20 protein-coding genes are annotated in these 20320 nt (G+C 60.8%); 10 read left to right on the plus strand and 10 right to left on the minus strand.

What is annotated here, in order from left to right; genetic code table 11:
- Nucleotides 1-220 precede the first annotated feature (220 nt).
- Nucleotides 221-634, plus strand: coding sequence for an alternative ribosome rescue aminoacyl-tRNA hydrolase ArfB (gene arfB / locus MJP36_RS08455; protein WP_244385178.1), 414 nt, complete (start codon nucleotides 221-223; stop codon nucleotides 632-634).
- Here arfB and MJP36_RS08460 read toward each other — a convergent pair.
- The 3 genes from MJP36_RS08460 to MJP36_RS08470 form a co-directional block, all read right to left on the minus strand.
- Nucleotides 631-1827 carry an MFS transporter gene (locus MJP36_RS08460; protein ID WP_060754146.1) on the minus strand — a complete coding sequence of 399 codons (1197 nt, stop codon included), beginning with the start codon at nucleotides 1825-1827 and terminating at the stop codon, nucleotides 631-633. The two genes, arfB and MJP36_RS08460, sit on opposite strands and share 4 nt — an antisense overlap.
- A 104-nt stretch (nucleotides 1828-1931) precedes the next feature.
- Nucleotides 1932-2114, minus strand: a complete 183-nt coding sequence (locus tag MJP36_RS08465; protein ID WP_090368921.1) for a hypothetical protein — start codon at nucleotides 2112-2114, stop codon at nucleotides 1932-1934.
- 349 nt (nucleotides 2115-2463) lie between these two features.
- Entirely contained in the window at nucleotides 2464-2775 is a 312-nt protein-coding gene (locus MJP36_RS08470) for an Mpo1-like protein (RefSeq protein ID WP_060754144.1), read from the minus strand.
- A gap of 161 nt (nucleotides 2776-2936) precedes the next feature.
- Between MJP36_RS08470 and MJP36_RS08475 the strand changes: the two genes are divergently transcribed.
- A complete protein-coding gene (locus MJP36_RS08475) occupies nucleotides 2937-3995 on the plus strand; it encodes an AraC family transcriptional regulator (protein WP_161549363.1) in 1059 nt (352 codons plus the stop codon).
- On the opposite strand, the gene MJP36_RS08480 is transcribed toward MJP36_RS08475, so the two are convergent.
- The 7 genes from MJP36_RS08480 to MJP36_RS08510 form a co-directional block, all read right to left on the minus strand.
- Nucleotides 3952-5406 (minus strand): TrkH family potassium uptake protein, encoded by a 1455-nt coding sequence (locus MJP36_RS08480; protein ID WP_060754142.1) that lies wholly within the window; start codon nucleotides 5404-5406, stop codon nucleotides 3952-3954. The genes MJP36_RS08475 and MJP36_RS08480 overlap by 44 nt on opposite strands.
- 248 nt (nucleotides 5407-5654) lie before the next feature.
- Nucleotides 5655-6992 carry an imelysin family protein gene (locus MJP36_RS08485; protein WP_060754141.1) on the minus strand — a complete coding sequence of 446 codons (1338 nt, stop codon included), beginning with the start codon at nucleotides 6990-6992 and terminating at the stop codon, nucleotides 5655-5657.
- A gap of 126 nt (nucleotides 6993-7118) precedes the next feature.
- Nucleotides 7119-9170 carry a putative bifunctional diguanylate cyclase/phosphodiesterase gene (locus MJP36_RS08490; protein ID WP_104994667.1) on the minus strand — a complete coding sequence of 684 codons (2052 nt, stop codon included), beginning with the start codon at nucleotides 9168-9170 and terminating at the stop codon, nucleotides 7119-7121.
- 159 nt (nucleotides 9171-9329) lie between these two features.
- Nucleotides 9330-9533 (minus strand): hypothetical protein, encoded by a 204-nt coding sequence (locus MJP36_RS08495; RefSeq protein ID WP_104994666.1) that lies wholly within the window; start codon nucleotides 9531-9533, stop codon nucleotides 9330-9332.
- Between the two features lie 128 nt (nucleotides 9534-9661).
- Nucleotides 9662-10258 carry a superoxide dismutase gene (locus tag MJP36_RS08500; RefSeq protein WP_003212997.1) on the minus strand — a complete coding sequence of 199 codons (597 nt, stop codon included), beginning with the start codon at nucleotides 10256-10258 and terminating at the stop codon, nucleotides 9662-9664.
- Nucleotides 10259-10436: 178 nt separating this feature from the next.
- Nucleotides 10437-11036, minus strand: a complete 600-nt coding sequence (locus tag MJP36_RS08505) for a LysE/ArgO family amino acid transporter (RefSeq protein WP_104994665.1) — start codon at nucleotides 11034-11036, stop codon at nucleotides 10437-10439.
- Nucleotides 11037-11041: 5 nt separating this feature from the next.
- Nucleotides 11042-11443 (minus strand): ACT domain-containing protein, encoded by a 402-nt coding sequence (locus MJP36_RS08510; RefSeq protein ID WP_244385179.1) that lies wholly within the window; start codon nucleotides 11441-11443, stop codon nucleotides 11042-11044.
- A gap of 116 nt (nucleotides 11444-11559) precedes the next feature.
- On the opposite strand from MJP36_RS08510, the gene MJP36_RS08515 reads away from it, so the two are divergent.
- From MJP36_RS08515 to MJP36_RS08550, 8 genes are all read left to right on the plus strand, one after another.
- Nucleotides 11560-12456, plus strand: coding sequence for a LysR family transcriptional regulator ArgP (locus MJP36_RS08515; RefSeq protein ID WP_060754136.1), 897 nt, complete (start codon nucleotides 11560-11562; stop codon nucleotides 12454-12456).
- A gap of 96 nt (nucleotides 12457-12552) precedes the next feature.
- Nucleotides 12553-13551 carry an NAD-dependent epimerase/dehydratase family protein gene (locus MJP36_RS08520; RefSeq protein ID WP_090368932.1) on the plus strand — a complete coding sequence of 333 codons (999 nt, stop codon included), beginning with the start codon at nucleotides 12553-12555 and terminating at the stop codon, nucleotides 13549-13551.
- Between the two features lie 127 nt (nucleotides 13552-13678).
- On the plus strand, nucleotides 13679-14503 hold the full coding sequence (locus tag MJP36_RS08525) for a coiled-coil domain-containing protein (protein WP_161549362.1): 825 nt from the start codon (nucleotides 13679-13681) through the stop codon (nucleotides 14501-14503).
- A gap of 112 nt (nucleotides 14504-14615) precedes the next feature.
- Nucleotides 14616-15875 carry a D-mannose isomerase gene (locus tag MJP36_RS08530; RefSeq protein WP_090368936.1) on the plus strand — a complete coding sequence of 420 codons (1260 nt, stop codon included), beginning with the start codon at nucleotides 14616-14618 and terminating at the stop codon, nucleotides 15873-15875.
- A 104-nt stretch (nucleotides 15876-15979) separates the two neighbouring features.
- Nucleotides 15980-17266: an ABC transporter substrate-binding protein gene (locus MJP36_RS08535; RefSeq protein ID WP_090368938.1), complete on the plus strand. Its 1287-nt coding sequence runs from the start codon at nucleotides 15980-15982 to the stop codon at nucleotides 17264-17266.
- Nucleotides 17267-17358: 92 nt separating this feature from the next.
- On the plus strand, nucleotides 17359-18267 hold the full coding sequence (locus tag MJP36_RS08540; protein ID WP_060754131.1) for a carbohydrate ABC transporter permease: 909 nt from the start codon (nucleotides 17359-17361) through the stop codon (nucleotides 18265-18267).
- Nucleotides 18260-19105, plus strand: a complete 846-nt coding sequence (locus MJP36_RS08545; RefSeq protein ID WP_060754130.1) for a carbohydrate ABC transporter permease — start codon at nucleotides 18260-18262, stop codon at nucleotides 19103-19105. The genes MJP36_RS08540 and MJP36_RS08545 overlap by 8 nt, the downstream gene beginning before the upstream one ends.
- Nucleotides 19106-19107: 2 nt before the next feature.
- Nucleotides 19108-20268 carry an ABC transporter ATP-binding protein gene (locus MJP36_RS08550; protein WP_090368940.1) on the plus strand — a complete coding sequence of 387 codons (1161 nt, stop codon included), beginning with the start codon at nucleotides 19108-19110 and terminating at the stop codon, nucleotides 20266-20268.
- The last annotated feature ends 52 nt before the right edge of the window (nucleotides 20269-20320 follow it).

Consider the following 20320-nt stretch of genomic DNA (forward strand, 5'->3'; position numbering starts at 1 on the left):
GCGTCCCAGTTTTCCTTGGATGCCAACGGCCCGCCTGTGTCTGGCGCTGTCGACATCAAAACAGAGTTTAAGCGCCAGGCCAATTGTTCGGGCGGCTTTCCCGTTTTGCCTGAAAAACCACGTTGTGGAGTGAAATACTGAGACAATCAAAGAACGCCTGAACCCAAATGATCAAACAGGGTTTATGGCGATCGAGAGTTTTCGCAATCATGAGAATGCAATGCTGAAGGTTTCCAACACCGTCCACCTGCCCGACGCCGAGATCGAGCTGACTGCCATTCGCGCCCAAGGCGCCGGCGGGCAGAACGTCAACAAGGTGTCGAGCGCGGTGCACCTGCGCTTTGATATTCCGGCCTCGTCCTTGCCGGAGTTTTACAAGGAGCGCTTGCTGGCGCTGCGTGACAGCCGCATCACCAACGAAGGTGTACTGGTGCTCAAGGCCCAGCAATACCGGACTCAGGAACAGAACCGCGCGGATGCGCTGGAGCGTCTGGTGGAGCTGATTCTCAGCGCCACCAAGGTCGAGAAGAAGCGCCGTCCGACCAAGCCTACGCTGGGCTCCAAGAAGCGCAGGCTGGAATCCAAGACCAAGCGCGGCAGTATCAAGGCCGGGCGCGGCAAGGTCGACTTCTAGGCGTCCCGTGTCTCGCGAGCCTTGGGCGCCTGGCGGTACAGGTACACACTCAGCAGCAAGCCACCTGCGGCTGCGAGGGCGGCGAACAGGAAGATCGACGCAAAGCCGAAGCCTGATGCCACCGCCCCGGCGAGCGGGCCGGTGATGCCCAGCGACAAGTCGATAAACAGCGAATAAGCCCCCACCGCCGCACCGCGGCTGGACGCGGGCACCAGGTTGACAGCCTCCACACCCAACGCCGGAAACACCAGGGAAAAGCCGAAGCCGCTCAACGCCGCTCCCGCCAGGGCCAGGTGGGCATTCGGTGCGAGCCACAGCAACAGCAGGCCGAGGACCTCCACCGACAGGCAGGCAATCGCCACGCGAAAACCACCGATACGGTTGATCAGGTTACCGAACAGCAGGCGCGCGCCGATAAAGCTGGCGCCGAACAGGCTCAAGGCCCACACCGCGTTATCCCAGTGCTGGGTGGTGTAATACAGGGTGATAAAGGTGGCGATGGTGCCAAAGCCGATCGAGCCCAGCGCCAATGCGCAGCCGTGGGGCAGCACGCGGCCCAGCACATTCATGAACGGCAGGCGCACACCGGCCACGATCGGTGCGGCTTCCTTGTTCCAGGCCAGCAGCACGCCCAGCACCGCCAGCAACACGATGCTGACACCCATGCTCCACAGCCCGAACTGGCTGACCAGCAACACCCCCAGCGGCGCGCCGACGGCCAGCGCGCCGTAACTGGCGATGCCATTCCATGAAATGACCTTGGCCGTATTCGCGGCGCCGACCCGGCCGATGCCCCAGCCGATCGCGCCCGACCCGACCAGGCTTTCCGCGCTGCCCAGCACCAGTCGACCGATCAGCAGGCTGCCCAGGCTCACGGCCGGCAGGCTGGAGAACCAGGCGGCCAGCAACATGAACACGCCGCTCAGCCCGCAGCCGACCAGGCCGATCAGCACGGCGCGCTTGCTGCCCAGGTTGTCGATGATCTTGCCGGCGTACGGGCGGCTCAACAGGGTGGCCAGGTATTGCACGCTGATCACCAAACCAGCGATGACCGCGCCATAGCCCAACTGACTATGCACATAGCCCGGCAACACGGCCAGGGGGATGCCGATATTCAGGTAACCGATAAAGGTGAACAGCACGATGGAAACGACTTGCAGCGTGACCGCCATGGGGCGCTGGGTATCTGGCATGAGAGGGATCCACTGTCGCAGCAGGTAAAGATAGGCTGCTAATGATACCTGTCGCTGGGCGCGGGCAGGGCGGCTAATCTCAAAAAGGCTGGATCAAGCCCCCATCAGGATTTAGCGGGCGCCAGTAACTGCGTGGTCACCAAGGCCGCCAAGGCGTTTTCCTGGGTGCCGAAACGCTTGAGCAGCACGGCTTGTTTTTCGGGGCTGAGGCGGTTCCAGACTTCGACCATCTGCAAGGCAGCGTCGAGTACGGCGGCGTCGGGGGAAGCAGGGAGGGTATCGGTCATAGCGGGTATCTCGGGTGATGCAGGCCGTGTGGAAAGCGCTTCAACGTTGCGCTTTCCATACGGTCTGGTACGGCTTCAGCCTTGGCGTTTGCTGTCGGCTGGTTTTGCTTGTTGGGTCTCAGGCTGTTTGTTGCCGGCCTGCTGCGGTGTTGGCTGCTCAGTCGGGTGCAGGCTTGGGAAGGGGAGATTAGGGATCTCGTGCATGTGGGTCGCTCCTCGCAAGGTCTGTTTTCAATCGCAGGTAATTGCGCGCTCTCAAAAAGCCTTGGCAGGATACAGCACTGAAAATGACAAAAAGATTTTAATGTCGTTGGATGCATGAACTTTCATCGTCCAGACGGTCGCGTGGTCAGAACGGCACCTTGCCCAGAATCATGTCGCGGTACATGACGAAGTCGCCCAACAGGCTGTAAAACGGGTGTTGGAAGGTTGCCGGGCGGTTCTTTTCGAAGAAGAAGTGGCCGATCCACGCAAAGCTGTAGCCGGCGACGGGCAAGGCCAGCAGCAGGCCCAGCGAGCCGCGCCCGATGGCATAGGCCAGAATGCCGATCACCAGGGTGGTGCCGATAAAATGCAGGCGACGGCAGGTGCTGTTGCCGTGCTCGCGCAGGTAGTAAGGGTAAAACTCGGCAAAGCTGTTGAATTGCTTGACGTTTTCCATGCTGGTCGGGCCTTTGACGGTGATGCCGCTCGGCAGATGTTCGGTGGGTAGCTTATTTGAGTCTAGAGTGATCAGTGGTAACAGCCAGTGACAATAGATGCCACTTTAGTATCCTTGGCTTGCTGGTTGCCGGATAAGCCTGCTTTCTAGAAGACGACGCCATGAGTGAACGAACCACTTCTGCAAGCTGGGCGATGGGTATAGTCAAGGCATTGGAAATGGACGGCCTGGATTGCCGTGCGTTATTCAAGCAGTTGGGCCTGGATTACAGCGCTCTCAGTGACCCTGATGCACGCTTTACGCAAGACTCCATGACCCGCCTCTGGCAGCGGGCCGTGGAGTTGTCGGGCAACCCGGCCATCGGCCTGAATATGGGCAAGGTGGTGCGCCCGGCGTCGTTTCATGTGGCCGGTTATGCGCTGATGTCCAGCAACACGCTGGCTGAAGGCTTCATGCGCCTGGTGCGTTACCAGCGCATCATCGCCGAAAGCGCCGACCTGAGCTTTCGGCTGTTGTCCGAAGGTTATGCACTGATTCTGACCGTGCACGGTGATCATCTGCCGCCCACCCGGCAGAGCGCCGAAGCCTCGTTGGCCTGTGCGTTGGCGCTATGCGGCTGGCTGAGCGGCCGCACCCTGCAACCGCGTAAAGTCATGTTGCAAGGCGACCAGCCACTGGACCTGGCGCCCTACAAGCAAGCATTTCATGCGCCCTTGGAGTTCAATGCGCCCTACGACGCGCTGATTTTCGAGCGTGCCGATATGGATGCACCGTTGCCCACGGCCAACGAGGCGATGGCGCTGCTGCACGATCGGTTTGCCGGTGAGTACCTGGCGCGCTTTTCCGAGAGCCGCGTGACCCATAATGCCCGCCAGGTGCTGTGCCGCCTGTTGCCCCAGGGCGAGCCCAAGCGTGAAGCGGTGGCCCAGACCCTGCACCTCTCGCAACGCACCTTGCAGCGCCGTCTGCAGGAGGAGGGCACCAGTTTCCAGACGTTGCTCGACGACACCCGTCGTGAACTGGCCGAGCAATACCTGGCGCAGCCCAGCATGACCCTGTTGGAAATTGCCTACTTGCTGGGGTTTGCCGACCCGAGCAATTTCTTTCGCGCATTCCGGCGCTGGTTCGACGCCACGCCCGGCGAATACCGTACGCGGCTGCTGCAGACATCGCAGGTCAGTGACGCCAGAACGCCGGGATACACAATACAAACACCGTAATAATCTCCAGCCGTCCCAGCAGCATGCCGAACGACAGGATCCACTTGGCCGCATCGGGCAAGCTGGCGAAGTTGCCGGCCGGGCCGATGGTTTCACCCAGGCCCGGGCCGACGCCCGAGACCGTGCTCGCCGCGCCGGTCAATGCGGTCATCCAGTCCAGGCCCAGCAGCGACAGGGCCAGGGCGATGGCACAGATGGTGATGGCGAAGAAAAACGAGAACGTCAGAATCGAACGCACGATTTCTTCGTCGAGGCGATGGCCGTTGTACTTCTGCTTGATCACCGCTCGCGGGTGAATCAGTTGGTTCAAGTTGGCCTTGAGCAGGATGTAGGCGACCTGGAAGCGGAAGATCTTGATCCCGCCGGCCGTGGAGCCCGAGCAGCCGCCGATAAAACCCAGGTAGAAGAACAACATCAGTGAGAAGTTGCCCCAGATGCTGTAGTCCCCCAACGCAAAGCCGGTGGTGGTGACCACCGAGGTGACGTTCACCGCCACATGGCGCAGTGCATCCAGCCAATGCAAATCGGTGGTCCACCAATACCAGGTACCCAGCACCAGCCATGTCACGACCAGCAACGCCAGCAAGCCCTGCACCTGCTGGTCCTTGATCAGCGCTCGCCGGTTGCCACGCAAGGTGGCCACGTACAGGGTGAACGGCAAGCTGCCGAGGATCATTACCGCCACGGCAACCCAGTGCACCGCCGGTTGTTTCCAGTGCGCCAGGGATTCGTCGGAGGTGGAGAACCCACCGGTCGAAATCGCCGACATCGCATGGTTGATCGCGTCGAACAAGCCCATTCCCGCCCACCAGAACGCCAGGCTGCCGAGGATGGTGATACCGACATAAGTGGCCACAATGAGCCGCGCCACCATGTGCGAGCGTGGCATGACCTTCTCCGAGCGGTCAGAGGATTCGGTCTGAAACAGGCGCATGCCACCAATGCGCAGCAGCGGCAGAATCGCCACCGCCATGCCGATAAAGCCGATGCCGCCCAGCCAGTGCAGCAGCGAGCGCCACATCAATATGCCTGGGGACATGCTGTCCAGGCCGCTCAGCACGGTGGAACCGGTGGCGGTGATGCCGGACATGCTTTCAAAAAACGAGTCGGTGTAGCTGATGTGCTGGGTCAGCAGAAACGGCAACGCGGCGAAGATGCACACCACCAGCCAGCTGCTGACCGTCAGCAGGTACATGTCCCGAGGACGCAGGTGGACGTGTTCGGGGCGGCCAGGGATGACCAGGGCCAGGCCCGCGAGAAATGTGATCAGGCTGGCCCACAGGAACGAGGGCAGGTCGCTGGTGCGTTCGAAGATCACCAGGGTCGCCATCGGGACGACCATGGCGATCGCAAGGGTGATCAGGAAGATGCCGATGATGAAACCGATGATGCGTAGGGTCGGCAACGCCATGAAGAAAGCTCGGATGTGGGAGTGGCGCCATTCTACCCGTGGTGCGAGTCTTGTAAACCGAGGGGGGCAGGGCGACCCGGGTCAAAATGTGGGAGGGGGCTTGCTCCCGATGACGGCGGGTCAGCAGATAGATCTTTCACTGAGCCACCGTCATCGGGAGCAAGCCCCCTCCCACAAGGGATTTGTGGTGGTAGATAGGGCGTATGAAAAAGGCGACCCGAAGGTCGCCTTGTTCAATGCGGCACGGATCAGAACTCGTGATCCGCGTTATCCGGGTTCAGGTCGCTGATGCCCAGCTTGCCGGCGGCGGTTTCGATCGCGCCGGTCTGCTTGACCAGCGCGGCAATCGCGTCACGCACGATCTGGTTGCCTTTGTCATTGCCGGCGGCGATCAGTTGGTCGTAGTGCTCACCGTTGTTGGCGTGATCGACCATGACTTGGATCTTCGCTTCAGTGGCAGCCAGGTCAGCCTTCAGCGCAGCGTCGGCCGCCGGGTCAACCTTGGCCACCAGCGACGACAGGCTGGCGCCGGTCATTTGGGTGCCGTCGGTGCGGGTGTACTCGCCCAGGTAGACGTTGCGGATGCCTTTGGCATCGTAGAAGTGCGAGTTGTGGGTGTTGTCGCTGAAGCAATCCTGCTCGTCTTCCGGCGAGTTGGCTTCCAGGGAGACTTTCATGCGCTCACCGGCCAGCTCACCCAGGGACAGGCTGCCCATGCCGAACAACATTTTACGCAGGCCGTCGGTGGCAGGTTCCGACTCCAGGGTGGCGCGGTAATTGTCTTCGACGTTGGGCTTCCAGTTGCCGACCATTTCTTCCAGGTCGCTGACCAGCAATTGGGTCACGGCGCGCAGGTAGGTGCGACGACGCTCGTTGTGGCCGCCGGTGGCGCCGTCGCCGGTCATGTAGTCCGACGCCGGGCGGTTGCCCGCGCCTGGGCCGGTGCCGTTGAGGTCCTGGCCCCAGAGCAGGAACTCGATCGCGTGATAGCCGGTGGCGACGTTGGCTTCGGAACCCCCCAGTTCATTGAGGCTGGCGAGTTTTTCCGGGGTGATGTCCTTCACGTCGACCTTGTCTTCGCCCACCTGGATCTGGGTGTTGGCGATGATGTTGGCGTTGGCGCCCGGGTTGCCCAGGGCGTGCTCGTAGGATTTGTCGACGTAGTCGATCAGTCCTTCATCGAGAGGCCAGGCGTTCACTTGGCCTTCCCAGTCGTCGATGATGGTGTTGCCGAAACGGAACACTTCGCTCTGCAGGTACGGCACACGGGCGGCAACCCAAGCGGCGCGGGCGGCTTTCAGGGTTTCGTCGTTCGGGTTGGCGAGGAAGGTGTCGATTGCGGTCTGCAGGGTTTTCGCGGTGGATTCGGCGTCGCTGTACACCGCGAACACCATGTCGGCGTAATGCGCGACCACGGCCTTGGCGGCTGCCTCGTCGACCTGGCCAGCCGGAGCCGCCGCAGGTGCGGTGCTGCTGGCGGCTGCGGGTGCTTGAGGCGCGGCCGCCTTGTCTTTACCTTCGCCGCAACCGGCGAGAGAAATGGCAAGGGCCAGCAGACTGGCGGTGGCCAGGGGCATACGAATCATGGCGAACATCCTGCTTCGGTTGGGGTTGGGGCACGCGAGGGCGCGCAAAACTGCGACATAATGCGAAAGATTTGCATTTTGTGTAAAGCGTTATACGCGGGAAATATTTGGTATTGCTTTGCACGGTCAAAGAATCGCCGCGTTATTGCGCTCGGATTGTTTCAAGTACACCGCCAACTCACGGGCCGGCAGGGGTTTGCTGTAGTAGTAACCCTGCCCCTCATGGCAGCCCTCGGCGATGATGTAGGCCTCTTGCTCGGCAGTTTCAACGCCCTCGGCAATCACCTGCATGCCCAGGCTTTTGCCCAACTGGATGATGGCGCGCACGATGGTGGCATCGTCGTCATCATCGAGCAGGTCCTGGACGAAGCTCTTGTCGATCTTCATTTTGTCCAGAGGCAGGCTTTTCAGGTAGCTCAGCGACGAATAGCCGGTACCGAAGTCATCGATGGCGATCAGCGCGCCGGAGCGTCGCAGGCTCAATAAGTGCTGGGCGGCGGTGCTGATGTCTTCCATCAGGCCGGTCTCGGTGACTTCCAGCTCCAGGCTACGGGGTGGCAAGCGGTAGATCTGCATCAGGTTATTGACCACCCGCGGCAACTCGGTGTGGTGCAACTGCACGGTGGACAGGTTGACCGCCATGCGCAGCTCGGTGAAACCCAGGTCGTGCCATTCGCGCAACTGTCGGCATGCCTGGTCGAGTACCCACTCGCCAATCGGAATAATCGTACCGTTCTGTTCCGCCAGGGGGATAAACAGGTCGGGTGGTACCAGGCCGTGTTCCGGATGCTGCCAGCGGATCAGCGCTTCCACGCCGACCACGCGGTGGTCGCGGTAACTGATCTGGGGTTGGTACACCAAGTGGAATTGGTCCCGGCTCAGGGCATCGCGCAGGTCTTTTTCCAGTTCGCGGCGGCGGCGCATTTCGCTGTCGACGCTGGCGATGTAGAACTGATAGCGGTTACGCGAGCGGCTCTTGGCCAGGGTCATCGTTTGTTCGGCTTTTTGCAGCAGCTTCTCAGTGCTGTCGCCGTCTTCCGGGAACAGCGTGATGCCGATGGTAGCGCGCAGGCGGATCTGATCCTGGTCGAGGGCGAATGCCTCCTCCAGGTCATCCAGGATGCTTTGTGCCAGCTCGGCGGCCTCGTAAGGCTGCTCGATATCGGCCTGAACCAGCGCGAACTGGTCGCCCCCCAGGCGGGCCAGGGCGCCGAGGCGGCCGCTGTGGGCACGCAGACGGTCGGCCAGTGCCAGCAGCAATTTGTCGCCGGCCTGGTAGGTAAACTGTTCGTTGACGCTCTTGAAGTCGTCCAGCCCGACGCACAGCACTGCCACACGGCGTTGTCGGCGGCCGGCGTCGATCAGGATCTTGTCCAACTGCTCCTGCAGCTTCTGCCGATTCGGCAGGCCAGTGAGAAAGTCGTACTGGGCCATGCGCAGCAGGCTGGATTCGGCCTCATGGCGCAGGTGGGTATTGCGCTCGATGGATTCGAGCAACTGGTTGGCCGTGTTGATCCACAACCCCAGCTCATTGCGTTCATGGCCCTTGAGTTGGGGGATTTTGTGTTCGCTGGGCCGGTCCGGGTTGATTGATGTCAGATGTTCGATAATCCGCGACAGCGGTTTGGTCAGCAGCCAGTGATACACCAGGTACAGCACCAGGCCCATGGCCAAGGCGCGCAGTACGCCGGACACAAAGATGATCACCGAGCTGACAATAAAACCTTTGCCGTAGGTGGCCGTGTCCAGGGTGATGCTCAGGTCGCCGTAATATTCGCTGTAGGGGCCTTTGCCGACCAATGCGGTGGTGAAGGTGCGTTCCTGGCCCAGAATCAGGTCGGTCAGCCAGCGGGTGGGCGATTGCTGCAAGGCGCGGCTTTTTTCCGCGAGCATGGTTTCGTTGGGATGGCCAATGGAGGCCATGCGCACGGCGTCGTCCTGAAACAGACCCTCGATGACCTGCATACCCATCTCGCGATCCAGGCTGTAGACGGCCTGGGTCGAGGGGTCGCGAAACATGTCGAGAATGCGTTGGGCATCGCCCGCCACGGCCTGGTGTGTCTTGTAGGCATCGAAAACGATCTGCGCCACGCTCAACGCCACGCCCACGATCAATGCCGACAACAGCACAACCCGTAGCAACTTCACCGACAAGCTGTTTTTGAGTTCCAGCTTCAAAGGGTCATTCCTTGTTCCATGCGGGTAGCCTCAATATGCCATGAGTATTGGCAATCTCGGGGTGTCAGTCAAAGGAACATTGGGGCAAAGCAGGTTTGAAGTCGGTCATCAGGTGGTGCAGGGCGGATTTGCATCCGCCTGCAAGGGGCGCAGTCGGTATCAGAAGGTCAACGTACGCTTTGTCGTTTCTTGAAGACTCGAAAAATCCAGGTTTTTGTTTTGAGGCTCCAGAGCGTTGCCCAGCGCCTTGGCCAGTACATCGGCGAAGGGTTGGACAAGCGGGGTGACGGCGCTGGTGATATCTCCAGCGGCTTTGGCGACGTCGCCGATGAGGGGCAGCGCGGCGAGTGCTCCAATGGACATAGTTAATTCTCCGACAGGTATGAGAGGCGAATTCCTCTGCATGCCTGGGTGGCGTTGCCGGTTCGCTCAGTTCCGTCGCCCATGAAAAAGCCCGGCATTCGCCGGGCTTTTTCTACTGCAAGTGTTGCTTAGGCAGTGAAGGTCTTGCCTTCGAACTGCTCAGCCACGAACTTCCAGTTGACCAGGTTCCAGAACGCTTCCACATACTTTGGACGCACGTTGCGGTAGTCGATGTAGTAAGCGTGTTCCCACACGTCGCAGGTCAGCAGCGGGGTGTCGCCGCTGGTCAGCGGGTTGCCGGCGCCGATGGTGCTGGCCAGGGCCAGGGAACCGTCAGCCTTTTTCACCAGCCAGCCCCAACCGGAACCGAAGGTGCCGACGGAAGTCTTGGTGAACTCTTCCTTGAACTTGTCGAACGAACCGAACGCAGCGTTGATGGCTTCAGCCAGGGCGCCGGTCGGTTGGCCGCCGGCGTTTGGCGCCAGGCAGTTCCAGTAGAAGGTGTGGTTCCAGACCTGAGCGGCGTTGTTGAAGATGCCGCCCGAAGAGGATTTGACGATCTCTTCCAGGGTCTTGCCTTCGAACTCGGTGCCAGGCACCAGGTTGTTCAGGTTCACGACATAGGTGTTGTGGTGCTTGTCGTGGTGGTATTCCAAGGTTTCCTTGGAAATGTGCGGCTGCAGGGCATCGTGTGCGTACGGCAGCGGCGGCAATTCGAAAGCCATGATGATTCTCCTAATCAGGTCAGTTGCGGTGAGCGCAAGGCCGATCACGGGCGGCCAAACAAGCGCCGGGGAGTTTGAACTCTTTGCGGCGCAGGGTCCGGATCATAGCACCGGGGGTGTGGCAAAACCACGCAACAACTGTGTGGGATAGAGGTTCCAGAGCGTTTTGGAATATTCGTCAGGCGCTGATCAATTGATAGGCCACGCTGAACATCATCACCGCGACCAAAAGATCCAGCAGGCGCCAGGTTGCCGGGCGTGCCAACCAGGGCGCCAGCCACGCCGCGCCCAGCGCCAGGGTGGCGAACCACAGGAACGAGGCGCTGGCCGCACCGGCCACATAGGCGCCCGGTTCGGTTTGCTGAGCGCCCAGGGAGCCTATCAACAGCACGGTGTCCAGATACACATGGGGGTTGAGCAGCGTCACCGCCAAGGCACTGAGCAAGACAGCGCGCAGTGAACGCGCCTTGAAGGCGTCGCCGTGTTCCAGGCTTTGCTTTGAAAACGCCCGACGTAGCGCCGAGGTGCCATACCACAACAGGAACGCCGCGCCGCCCCAGCGGGCAATCGCCAGCAGCAGCGGGTTCTGGGCCAGCACCGTGGCCAGGCCGAACACCCCGGCGGCCACCAAGATGGCATCGCACACAATGCACAGGGCCGCCACCGGCAGGTGATGCTCACGGCGCAGGCTTTGCGCCAATACAAAGGCGTTCTGCGTGCCGATCGCCATGATCAGGCCAAGCGCCACCAGCAGTCCGTTCACATAACTTTGCCACATAAGGTTTACTCCGCGTCCGATGCCAATTGCCGTAAAACCCGCAGCGCGCGCTCGGCGTCGGCGCGGCCGACAAACAGGTGGTCGTGGTAGTAGCCGGCGATCACGTTGCAACTGATGCCGGCCTTGCCCAGCGCGCCGGCGAAAGCGGCGGTCAGGCCCACGGCTTCCAGGGCCGAATGCACGTTCAAGGTGATCCAGGCCGCGACATACTCGAAAGCCAAGCCGGCTTGTTGCGCTTGTTGGCGCTCGAGGATCAGGGTCAGGCCTTCCTGCTCGCGAAAGCTGCCGATGATCTCGCAGCCTTCGGGAATACGTCGGTCGGGCAGGGTGCAGAACACGTAGTCACCCTCATGCAACTGCGGGCTCATGCTGCGCAGCAGGGTTGCCAGGGCGGTTTCGCCAGCCATGTGAAGGTTCCTTTCGAACGTGAAGAGGTGAAATACGACGAAGCAATGCTGGTCATTTTCATCGGGTAGGCTGTATAAGAAAAACCAATATTGCTGATCGCTCATTAGAGAAACTGATGTTCGACTATAAATTGCTCTCCGCCCTGGCGGCGGTGGTGGAACAGGCGGGCTTTGAGCGCGGTGCGCAGGTGTTGGGGTTGTCGCAGTCGGCGATTTCCCAGCGTATCAAGTTGCTCGAGGCGCGCATCGGCCAACCGGTGCTGGTGCGGGCTACGCCGCCGACGCCTACGGATATCGGCCGGCGGCTGCTCAACCACGTCCAACAAGTGCGGTTGCTGGAGCGTGACCTGCAAAGCCAGGTGCCCGCACTGGACGAGGAAGGTATGCCTGAGCGGCTGCGCATCGCCCTGAATGCCGACAGCCTCGCCACATGGTGGGCGCAGGCGGTCAGCGATTTTTGCGCCGAGCAGCATTTGTTGCTGGACTTGGTGGTGGAGGACCAGACCGTGGGCCTCAAGCGCATGCGGGCCGGCGAAGTGGCGGCCTGTATCTGCGCCAGCGAACGCCCTGTGGCGGGAGCGCGCAGCCTGTTGCTCGGCGCCATGCGTTATCGCGCGCTGGCCAGCCCGGCCTTTATTGCCAGGCACTTTCCCGAGGGCGTGCGGGCCGAACAACTGGCGCGTACGCCGGCTTTGGTGTTCGGTCCGGATGATTTCCTGCAACACCGATACCTGGCATCCCTCGGTGTGGACGGTGGTTTTGAGCACCATTTGTGCCCCTCGTCCGAAGGTTTTATTCGCCTGACAGAGGCCGGCCTGGGCTGGGGCCTGGTGCCCGAATTGCAGGTGCGTGATCAATTGGAGAAAGGCGTATTGGTCGAGTTGTTGCCAGATAAGCCCATCGATGTGCCGCTGTACTGGCATCATTGGCGCAGTGGCGGGCAGTTGTTGGGGCTGTTGACCGACCATCTGGCCCAGGCCTGTGGCCAATGGTTGGTGCCCTATCAGCAGTAACAAGCGTCAAGCTGCAAGCTGCAAGAAAAGCTTGCGGATCGTTTTTAACTTGTAGCTTGAGGCTTGACGCTGGCAGCTGCATCCGTAGGAGGCTTCATGAAAATTCTGGTCACCGGCGCAAGCGGCTTCATCGGCGGGCGTTTTGCGCGTTTCGCCCTGGAGCAGGGCCTGGACGTGCGGGTCAACGGGCGACGTGCCGAGGGGGTCGAGCACCTTGTCAGGCGCGGTGCCGAGTTTATCCAGGGTGATTTGAATGATGCCGACCTGGTGCGCGAGCTGTGCCGTGACGTCGAAGCCGTGGTGCACTGCGCCGGCGCTGTCGGGCTGTGGGGCAAGTACCAGGATTTTCATCAGGGTAATGTGCTGGTCACCGAAAATGTCGTTGAAGCCTGCCTCAAGCAACGGGTCGGGCGCCTGGTGCACTTGTCGTCACCGTCGATCTACTTTGACGGGCGCGATCATCTGGGGTTGACCGAAGAACAGGTGCCCAAGCGTTTCAAGCACCCCTATGCCGCCACCAAATACCTGGCGGAACAGAAAGTCTTCGGGGCCCAGGAGTTCGGCCTGGAAGTGCTGGCTTTGCGCCCTCGATTTGTGACCGGCGCCGGCGATATGAGCATCTTCCCGCGTTTGCTGAAGATGCAGCGCAAGAATCGCCTGGCCATTGTCGGCGACGGGCTGAACAAGGTCGACTTCACCAGCGTGCACAACCTGAACGAAGCTCTCCTCAGTAGCTTGCTGGCCCCAGGTTCGGCGTTGGGCCGGGCCTACAACATCAGCAACGGCACGCCGGTGCCGGTGTGGGATGTGGTGAACTACGTGATGCGCCAGATGGACCTGCCGCAGGTCACCCGTTATCGATCTTACGGCTTGTCCTACAGCGTGGCGGCGTTGAACGAAGCGTTTTGCGCGATGTGGCCGGGTCGTCCGGAGCCGGCGCTGTCACGCCTGGGCATGCAGGTGATGAACAAAGATTTCACCCTCGACATCAGTCAGGCGAGGCATTATCTGGACTACGAGCCCAAGGTCAGCCTGTGGACCGCGCTCGACGAGTTCTGCGCTTGGTGGAAGGCCCAGGACCCCGGCCTGAAGTAGTTTCACCAGCAGCGACACATCGGGAACCGAATTCGTGGTTCCGGGTCGACCAGTGCGCGGGGAACGCGGTTTATAATCCCGGCGCTCGGCCTTCCAGCTAGCCATCTCATTGATTCAAGGTAGATTCATGCGTAACGATGCCAACGACGAATTCGACAACGTTCCCACCCTGCGGGCCGATCAAGGGGATGACGATGATTTCGTGCCGACTCCCGCCACCTCCGTGCGCTCGCGCAACACCAAGGTGGTCAATGTCAAAAGAGCCAGCACCGGCCCATTGTGGGCCTTGGTCGGCGCGCTGCTGATCGCCTTTGCCGGCCTGGCCTGGTGGAGCTTCCAGCAGATTTCCCTGATGGGCCAGCAGTTGGTCGCCACCCAGGAGAGTTTCGCGCGCATCAGCGAGGAAGCGGCGGGGCGCCTGCAGGATATTTCCGGCAAGGTCGTGGCCAGTGAGGCCAACGTCAACAACGGCAGCGAAGCGCTGAAGTTGCAGATCAAGCAGCTGGAAACCCAATTGCTGGAGCAGGGCAAGCAACAAGTGGGCGTGGCCGGTCAGGCGAGCGAACTGGACCAGCGCCTGGCGCAAATGACCACCAATGCCACGGAGCTTGCGAATGCCAATGCCAAGTTGCAGGGCCAGGTCCAGGCGTTGACCGAGGCCGTCGCCAGCCTCAAGGCGGCGCAGGGTGAGACCAAGGAGCTGGCGAACGACGTGGCGGCCTTGAAGAAACAGGGCAATCCGAGCGCGGCCATCGCCCGCCTCGAGCAGGACCTGCTGGTACTCAAGAGCGCACAGGAAAACCAGCCCGCCAACAGCGACGCACCCACCAATAAAGAGTTCGACGTGTTCCGCATCCAGACCACGCGCAACATCACCACCTTGCAGAGCCAGGTGCAGAACTTGAATCAACGTCTCAATGCGCCAGCGGCCGCTACGCCGCTCGGTCAGTAAAGCTTGTTGGTAAATGTCACCGCTTGGTGACATTTACCATCAGTTTCGTTACTTGCCCCTCTTTCGCCCTTGTTTAGACTCGGTCATCCCATAAAAAAAACAAGGGCCACCCATGACCACCCAACCACTGCCTGCCAGCAGTTGGCTGAATGCACCTGCCCATCACGCCTGGCTTGCCGGCGAAGGACAGCGCCTGTTGGCATTTGCCAAAGCCTCTCGACTGCCTGACGGCTTCGGCAATCTCGATGACAAAGGCCAACTGCCGGCCGATGCCTACGCCGAAACCATGAACACCGCGCGCATGACCCATAGTTTCGCCATGGCCCAGGTCATGGGGCTGCCGGGTTACGCCGACCTGGTCGCCCACGGCGTCGCGGCGCTCAGAGGGCCACTGCGCGACAGTGAGCACGCCGGCTGGTTCGCCACCCCCAATGCCCGCGATGGCAACCACGGTAAAGCGGCTTATTTGCATGCCTTCGTCGCCCTGGCCGCCAGCTCGGCGGTGGTGGCCGGCGCGCCAGGTGCACAGGACCTGTTGAACGATGCCATCCATGTCATCGACCAATTCTTCTGGAGCGAGGAGGAGGGCGTGATGCTCGAATCCTTTGCCCGGGACTGGACCGGTGTCGAAGCCTATCGCGGTGCCAACAGCAACATGCACGCCACCGAAGCATTCCTGGCCCTGGCCGATGTCACCGGTGATCGACGCTGGTTGGACCGGGCGCTGCGTATCGTCGAGCGGGTTATCCACACCCACGCGGCGGCTAATCGGTTCATGGTGATCGAGCATTTCGACACTCGTTGGCAACCGCTGCCCGGTTACAACGAAGACAACCCTGCTGACGGCTTTCGCCCTTACGGCATCACCCCCGGTCACGGTTTTGAGTGGGCGCGGCTGGTGCTGCACCTGGAGGCTGCGCGTCTGCAAGCCGGGCTGGTCACGCCGGACTGGCTGGTGAGCGATGCTCAAGGCCTGTTCGCCAGCGCCTGCGAGCACGCCTGGGCCGTGGATGGCGCCCCCGGCATCGTCTACACCCTGGATTGGAACCAGCGCCCGGTGGTACGCGAACGCTTGCATTGGACCCACGCCGAAGCCAGTGCCGCTGCCCAGGCACTGCTCAAGCGTACCGCTGATGCGCATTACGAGATGTGGTACCGACGCTTCTGGGAGTTCTGCGAGACCCACTTTATCGACAGGACCCACGGCAGCTGGCACCACGAACTCGACCCGCACAACCAACCCAGCAGCAACATTTGGGGTGGCAAGCCGGACCTGTACCATGCCTGGCAAGCGGTGGTGCTGCCCGCACTCCCTCTGTCACCCAGTATGACCAGTGCTTTAGGTCGGGGCCTGTATGTCACAAGGTGGTGACATTTGTGCGTCCCTTTGTTACCTGCGCCCTGAACATCCCTGTTTAAACTCCGTGCAGCGCAAGCTCTAGACTTGCATGCATAACAACAAGAAAAGGTACTCAGATGAACGCGATTAATCGCCTCGCCGTCGCTATTTCCATTGCCTCGTTGTTTCCCCTCAGTGCATTTGCCGCCGACTCGAAAGGCACGGTTGAAGTTGTGCATTGGTGGACCTCCGGCGGTGAAAAAGCGGCCGTAGATGTCCTGAAGGCCCAAGTTGAGAAAGACGGCTTCACCTGGAAGGACGGTGCTGTTGCAGGTGGCGGTGGCGCCACTGCCATGACCGTGCTGAAAAGCCGTGCAGTCGCCGGCAACCCACCAGGCGTTGCTCAGATCAAAGGTCCGGACATCCAGGAATGGGCATCCACCGGCCTGCTCGACACTGACGTGCTCAAAGACGTCGCCAAAGAAGAAAAGTGGGACTCCCTGCTCGACAAGAAAGTCTCCGATACCGTGAAGTACGAGGGCAACTACGTTGCCGTGCCGGTCAACATCCACCGCGTGAACTGGCTGTGGATCAACCCGGAAGTCTTCAAGAAAGCCGGTATCACCAAGAACCCGACCACCCTCGAAGAATTCTACGCTGCCGGTGACAAGCTCAAGGCCGCGGGCTTCATTCCGCTCGCCCACGGTGGCCAGCCTTGGCAGGACAGCACCGTATTCGAAGCGGTGGTGTTGTCTGTGATGGGGGCTGATGGCTACAAGAAAGCCCTGGTTGACCTGGACAACGCCGCGCTGACCGGCCCGGAAATGGTCAAGGCCCTGACTGAGCTGAAGAAAGTCGCGACCTACATGGACGTCGACGGTAAAGGCCAGGACTGGAACCTCGAAGCGGGCAAGGTCATCAACGGCAAGGCCGGCATGCAGATCATGGGTGACTGGGCCAAGTCCGAATGGACTGCCGCCAAGAAAGTCGCCGGCAAAGACTACGAGTGCGTAGCCTTCCCGGGCACCGACAAAGCCTTTACTTACAACATCGACTCCCTGGCGGTGTTCAAGGTCAAAGACAAGGGCACTCAGGCCGGTCAGCAGGACATCGCCAAAGTGGTGCTGGGTGAAAACTTCCAGAAAGTGTTCAGCATCAACAAGGGCTCGATCCCTGTGCGCAACGACATGCTCCATGAAATGGACAAGCTTGGCTTCGACTCCTGCGCCCAGACTGCGGCCAAGGACTTCCTGGCTGACGCCCAGACCGGCGGCTTGCAACCAAGCATGGCGCACAACATGGCCACCACCCTGGCCGTGCAAGGTGCGTTCTTTGATGTCGTAACCAACTACATCAACGACCCGAAAGCCGACCCGGCCGACACCGCCAAGAAACTTGGCGCTGCGATCAAGTCTGCGAAGTAACGGTTAGCACGGCTGGTCCTTGTGAGGGGAAACCCCCTGACCCCTCACGAGGCATGCTCTTGTAGTCCTTTTTCCCTGTACTGGATTTTCCCATGAGTTCTGTTGCTGTGTTCAGCAAGGCCTCGCCGTTCGATGCACTGCAGCGCTGGCTCCCCAAACTGGTGCTGGCGCCCAGCATGTTCATCGTTCTGGTGGGCTTCTACGGCTACATCCTGTGGACGTTCGTGCTGTCGTTCACCACCTCCACGTTCCTGCCTAACTACACCTGGGCCGGCCTTGCGCAATACGCGCGCTTGTTCGACAACGACCGCTGGTGGGTGGCGAGCAAAAACCTGGCGGTTTTCGGCGGGATGTTTATCGGTATCACCTTGGTGATCGGCGTGACACTGGCGATTTTCCTCGACCAGAAGATCCGTCGTGAAGGCTTTATCCGCACCATTTACCTGTACCCGATGGCGCTTTCGATGATCGTCACCGGTACGGCCTGGAAATGGCTGCTCAACCCGGGCATGGGCCTGGACAAACTCCTGCGGGACTGGGGCTGGGAAGGCTTCCGTCTCGACTGGCTGATCGACCCTGATCGCGTCGTTTACTGCCTGGTGATTGCCGCCGTGTGGCAAGCCTCCGGCTTTATCATGGCGATGTTCCTGGCGGGCCTGCGTGGTGTTGATCAATCGATCATCCGTGCCGCGCAGATCGACGGCGCCAGCCTGCCGCGCATCTACTGGAGCGTGGTGCTGCCCAGCCTGCGCCCGGTGTTCTTCAGTGCAGTGATGATCCTGGCGCACATTGCGATCAAGAGCTTCGACCTGGTCGCCGCCATGACGGCCGGTGGTCCGGGCTACTCGTCCGACCTGCCCGCCATGTTCATGTACTCGTTCACCTTCAGTCGTGGCCAGATGGGCATGGGCTCGGCCAGTGCAATCCTGATGCTCGGCGCGATCCTCGCGATCATCGTGCCTTACCTGTATTCCGAGCTGAGGACCAAGCGTCATGACTAGTCTCGCTTCCAAACCTGCCATCAGCCTGAGCCGCATCGCGATCTATGCGGTGCTGATCCTCGCGGTGCTGCTGTACCTGGTGCCGCTGGTAGTGATGCTGCTGACCAGCTTCAAGACCCCGGAAGATATCAGCACCGGCAACCTGCTGAGCTGGCCGACCGTGGTCAGCGGTATCGGCTGGGTCAAGGCCTGGGCCACCGTGGACGGCTACTTCTGGAACTCGATCAAGATCACCGTTCCGGCCGTACTGATTTCCACCGCCATTGGCGCACTGAACGGCTATGTGCTGTCGTTCTGGCGCTTCAAAGGCTCGCAGCTGTTCTTCGGCTTGCTGCTGTTTGGCTGCTTCCTGCCGTTCCAGACCGTACTGCTGCCCGCGTCGTTCACCCTCGGCAAGATGGGCCTGGCCAGCACCACCACCGGCCTGGTGTTTGTACACGTGGTCTACGGACTGGCGTTTACTACACTGTTTTTCCGTAACTACTACGTGAGCATTCCTGACGCGCTGATCAAGGCCGCACGGCTGGACGGTGCAGGTTTCTTCACCATCTTCCGTCAGATCATTCTGCCGATGTCGACGCCGATCATCATGGTCTGCCTGATCTGGCAGTTCACCCAGATCTGGAACGACTTCCTGTTCGGTGTGGTGTTCTCCAGCGGCGACTCCCAGCCCATCACGGTGGCGCTGAACAACCTGGTCAACACCAGCACCGGGGCCAAGGAATATAACGTGGATATGGCGGCGGCGATGATCGCCGGGCTGCCGACCCTGCTGGTCTATGTGATCGCAGGCAAGTATTTCGTGCGCGGCCTCACGGCTGGCGCGGTCAAGGGGTAATCATGGCTACGCTTGAACTTCGCAATGTAAACAAGACCTATGGCGCCGGCTTGCCCGACACCTTGAAGAACATCGAACTGTCGATCAAGGAAGGTGAGTTCCTGATCCTGGTCGGCCCTTCGGGTTGCGGTAAATCCACGCTGATGAACTGCATCGCCGGGCTTGAGACCATCACCGGCGGTGCGATCATGATCGGCGATCAGGACGTCAGCGGCATGAGCCCCAAGGACCGTGACATCGCCATGGTGTTCCAGTCCTACGCGCTGTATCCAACCATGAGCGTGCGCGAGAACATCGAGTTCGGCTTGAAAATCCGCAAGATGCCCCAGGCCGATATCGATGCCGAAGTGGCGCGCGTGGCCAAGCTGCTGCAGATCGAACACCTGCTCAATCGCAAGCCGGGCCAGTTGTCCGGTGGCCAGCAACAGCGCGTGGCCATGGGCCGTGCCCTGGCGCGTCGGCCGAAGATCTACCTGTTCGACGAACCGCTGTCCAACCTCGACGCCAAGCTGCGGGTCGAGATGCGCACCGAAATGAAACTGATGCACCAGCGCCTGAAAACCACCACGGTCTACGTGACCCACGACCAGATCGAAGCGATGACCCTGGGCGACAAAGTGGCGGTGATGAAGGACGGCATCATCCAGCAGTTCGGTACGCCGAAAGAGATTTATAACGACCCGGCCAACCAGTTCGTCGCGAGCTTTATCGGTTCGCCGCCGATGAACTTCGTACCGCTGCGCTTGCAGCGCAAGGACGGTCGCCTGGTGGCGCTGCTCGATAGCGGCCAGGCCCGCTGCGAGTTGGCGCTCAATGTGTCGGATGCCGGCCTGGAAGACCGCGACGTGATCCTGGGCCTGCGCCCGGAGCAAATCATGTTGGCCAACGGCGAGGGCGACAGCGCGTCGAGCATTCGTGCCGAAGTCCAGGTCACCGAACCGACCGGCCCGGACACCTTGGTGTTCGTGCAACTCAACGACACCAAGGTCTGCTGCCGCCTGGCACCCGATGTGGCGCCCCAGGTCGGTGAGACCCTGACCCTGCAATTCGATCCGGCCAAGGTCCTGTTGTTCGACGCCAACACTGGCGAGCGTCTGGGCACTGCTGCCGCATCGCCTGCGCTCGGGCACACCGGCAACGTGGCCCAATTCAAAGGTCGTTGAGTCTATAACTTGTTGTTTTAGATAAAAAAATGTAACCCGCGTTAGATAAAAA

The sequence above is a fragment of the Pseudomonas palleroniana genome (assembly GCF_022836895.1).
Classification (GTDB): Bacteria; Pseudomonadota; Gammaproteobacteria; order Pseudomonadales; family Pseudomonadaceae; genus Aquipseudomonas; species Aquipseudomonas palleroniana.